Raw genomic sequence first — 3,508 nt, 5'->3', positions numbered from 1 at the left:
TCAGCACCGCCTGGCTCATGACAACACCGGCTTCACGCACCTTCTCGTAGCGCGCATCGAGGATGAGGTAAGGAAACGGCTCTTGAAGGGGGCGCCTGGCAAAGGCAGCGAGGCTCTCGTCCAGCCGCTTGTTGATGGCCGAGATCGACGAGGCCGAGAAGGCATGGCCGCACAGTTCTTCCGTGATCGCCTTCACCTTGCGGGTCGACACGCCCTGCACATACATCTCCGCCAGTGTCGCCACCAAGGCCCGCTCGGAACGCTGGTAGCGCTCGAACAGCTCGGTGGAGAAGCGCCCGGCCCGGTCCTGCGGAACCCGCAGCTCGAGCTTGCCGACCCGCGTCACAAGGGTACGGCCGTAATAGCCCGAGCGATAGCCAAGCCGTTCGGGCGTGCGCTCGCTCTTCGAGGCACCCAGCGCCTCGTCCATCTCGGCCTCAAGCACCTCCTGCATCACCGCACGGAGCACTTCGTGCAATCCATCCGGGTTCGAAAGCAAAATGTCTTTGACGGCAGCGCTGGTCGATTTACCTTCTGTCTTGGTCATGGTGGCGTTCCTTCGCGGGAATCAGGTGACGTGAACAATCACCAGCCTGCCATGACCGCCCCCTCTCAGCGAATTTGCAGAACTCTCAGCACACTACCCATGGCGTGCTGTCTATAGAGCTCGATCTCCAGAAGTACAAAAGAGCACGATCAAACAAACAGATAGATTTATCTTGGCCACGTAGGGTGAAGCAGCCGTCAACGCGTTGCGCACCGGCAGCCACTGGCCTAAACCGGAATGGTATAAGAGGAGAACACTAGGGATGACTGACGCGAAAACAGACACGGCCCCGGCCGGAAGCACCGCGACCAACGCGCTGCCGCTGTTCTACAAAAAACCCGAGGCGCTCAATCCGCTGCGGCACGGCTCACTCGGCCTTACGGCGCGGGCCGATTTCTCCTTTGCCCGCACCGCGCACGCCATCCCCGTCGTCGCATCGGAAATGCCCGCGGCGATGCGCCCGATCGTTTTCATTGGCGACGCCAAGGCGCCTGTCATCATCACCGGTCTGCGCCAGGACCAGAACCTGTTCGTAGGCGCCGACGGCAAATGGGCGGAGCCGCATTACATTCCCGCCTATGTCCGCCGTTACCCCTTCATCCTCGCCGATGAATCGAAAACGACCGGCCGCCTGACGTTGTGCATCGACCGTGCCAGCGAACGCGTCGTCGAGCAGATGCCTTCGTCCAAGGACAGCGACGAGACCGCGCCCTTCTTCGACGGCAACGAGCCGGCCGAGGCCTCGAAGCAGGCGCTCGCCTTCTGCAGCCAGTTCCAGACCGACTTCAATGCGACTCGCGCCATGATCGACAAGATCGACGCGCACGGCCTGTTCGCGCCGCGGCAGAGCAAGGTGACGCTGGAGGGCGGCGAGACCCTCAACCTCACCGACTTTCAGGTGATCGACGAGCCGGCCTTCAACAAATTGAGCGACGAGGCGTTTCTTGATCTCAGGAAATCCGGCGCGCTTGCGCTGCTCTATTGCCATCTCGCCTCGAGCAACAGCTGGACCTCGCTGGCCTTCCAGGCGTCATTGCGGCGAGCTGGCTGACGCGGCCCGCGACGAAAAGCTTCGGCAAGGCGCGGGTTGTTTAAATCAACGGTTCGCGCCTTCGCACGACGATCTCTCCGCGGCTCGAATCATGCTGTTGTCGTGCAGATCGCTTGCCATGACGGGCTGGCGAACTCCCAATGCTCGACGTGTAGCTCTCGCCGAAATGCGCCGAGGCGGCATCACCCCCCGGTTCGCGGACCTGTCAATAAAGTCGAGCACGCCAGCCTTGCTGCCCTCCTCGATCGTTGAATAGCCGGTCGCGGCCATCGATCACGGTCCGAACGCAAAAAGCCCGCGTGAAGCGGGCTTTTTTTGTTGGTTGCGGGGACAGGATTTGAACCTGTGACCTTCAGGTTATGAGCCTGACGAGCTACCGGGCTGCTCCACCCCGCGTCACCTCCAGGGCAAGCTCTTGCTTGCTCCGGACTCTCCAGGGCAAGCTCTTGCCTGCTCCGGATCTGAAGCAAGCGTTTGCTTGCTTATCTGGACGTAAGCCTGGGCCTATGAACAGGATGGCTTACAGATAGGTATATGGCTGACCAAATGAAAGGGCCGCTTGCGCGGCCCGTGATCCCTTGGCGGGCCTTTTGGTAGAGAGAAGATTTCAGTTTCATCCGGTTTGCGGATGAGAGTTCAACGTGCGTTTTGCAGACCTGGCAGCGACCTACTCTCCCGCGTCTTGAGACGAAGTACCATCAGCGCTGGAGCGTTTCACGGCCGAGTTCGGAATGGGATCGGGTGCAGCCGCTCCGCCATAACCACCAGGTCGGCAAAACGCACGTTATATCGAGAAGCTGTTTTTTCGTGCCAAGGCGACGTTTGTGTCTAGCTAACGGACAAAGTCCGCAAGCGCGACTGCGCGTCGCCGGTTTTCCGGCGCCCTCGCGGAGCATAGGCCCTGTAAGGGCCGCTCATGCGTGAGCGCTGGTCAGATCATCGTGTTCACGATGAGCATAAGGAATGAGAACGATCAAGCCGATCGAACTATTAGTACCGGTAAGCTTCAAGCGTTGCCGCTCTTCCACACCCGGCCTATCAACGTGGTCGTCTTCCACGGTTCTCAGGGAATACTCGTTTTAAGGTGGGTTTCCCGCTTAGATGCCTTCAGCGGTTATCCCGTCCGGATATAGCTACCCTGCTATGCGGCTGGCGCCACAACAGGTCCACCAGAGATCCGTCCATCCCGGTCCTCTCGTACTAGGGACAGATCCTTTCAATATTCCTACACCCACGGCAGATAGGGACCGAACTGTCTCACGACGTTCTGAACCCAACTCACGTACCGCTTTAAATGGCGAACAGCCATACCCTTGGGACCTGCTCCAGCCCCAGGATGCGATGAGTCGACATCGAGGTGCCAAACAACCCCGTCGATATGGACTCTTGGGGGTCATCAGCCTGTTATCCCCGGCGTACCTTTTATCCGTTGAGCGATGGCCCTTCCACGCGGGACCACCGGATCACTATGACCGACTTTCGTCTCTGCTCGACTTGTCAGTCTCGCAGTCAGGCAGGCTTATGCCATTGCACTCAGCGAACGATTTCCGACCGTTCTGAGCCCACCATCGCGCGCCTCCGTTACTCTTTAGGAGGCGACCGCCCCAGTCAAACTACCCACCATACATTGTCCCGGACCCGGATAACGGGCCGCGGTTAGACATCCATAGTAATAAGGGTGGTATTTCAAGGGTGGCTCCACCTGAGCTGGCGCCCAGGTTTCAAAGCCTACCACCTATCCTACACATGCCACTACGAATGCCAATGTAAAGCTATAGTAAAGGTGCACGGGGTCTTTCCGTCTAACCGCAGGAACCCCGCATCTTCACGGGGAATTCAATTTCACTGAGTCTATGCTGGAGACAGCGGGGAAGTCGTTACGCCATTCGTGCAGGTCGGAACTTACCCGA

2 protein-coding genes, 1 tRNA gene and 2 rRNA genes (1 of these 5 cut by a window edge) are annotated in these 3,508 nt (G+C 59.2%); 1 reads left to right on the top strand and 4 read right to left on the bottom strand.

What is annotated here, in order from left to right:
- Positions 1–547 (bottom strand): IS256 family transposase (locus tag NKI37_RS10050; protein WP_352794420.1); only part of this gene is annotated, 547 nt, incomplete at its 3' end.
- Between the two features lie 262 nt (positions 548–809).
- Between NKI37_RS10050 and NKI37_RS10045 the strand changes: the two genes are divergently transcribed.
- Positions 810–1,598: a SapC family protein gene (locus NKI37_RS10045; protein ID WP_352791851.1), complete on the top strand. Its 789-nt coding sequence runs from the start codon at positions 810–812 to the stop codon at positions 1,596–1,598.
- A 319-nt stretch (positions 1,599–1,917) separates the two neighbouring features.
- Here NKI37_RS10045 and NKI37_RS10040 read toward each other — a convergent pair.
- The 3 genes from NKI37_RS10040 to NKI37_RS10030 form a co-directional block, all read right to left on the bottom strand.
- Positions 1,918–1,994: transfer RNA gene (locus tag NKI37_RS10040), tRNA-Met, on the bottom strand.
- 258 nt (positions 1,995–2,252) lie between these two features.
- Positions 2,253–2,367, bottom strand: a 5S ribosomal RNA gene (gene rrf, locus NKI37_RS10035).
- 200 nt (positions 2,368–2,567) lie between these two features.
- Positions 2,568–3,508, bottom strand: a 23S ribosomal RNA gene (locus NKI37_RS10030); it runs 1,861 nt beyond the window's last position.

The sequence above is a fragment of the Mesorhizobium sp. M0626 genome (genome assembly GCF_040320665.1).
Classification (GTDB): domain Bacteria; phylum Pseudomonadota; class Alphaproteobacteria; order Rhizobiales; family Rhizobiaceae; genus Mesorhizobium.
This window is presented reverse-complemented; position numbering and strand designations above follow the sequence as displayed.

Bases quoted from the DNA above. Each gene is read 5' to 3' on its own strand.
- NKI37_RS10045 (WP_352791851.1), top strand. From the start codon at position 810: ATGACTGACGCGAAAACAGACACGGCCCCGGCCGGAAGCACCGCGACC.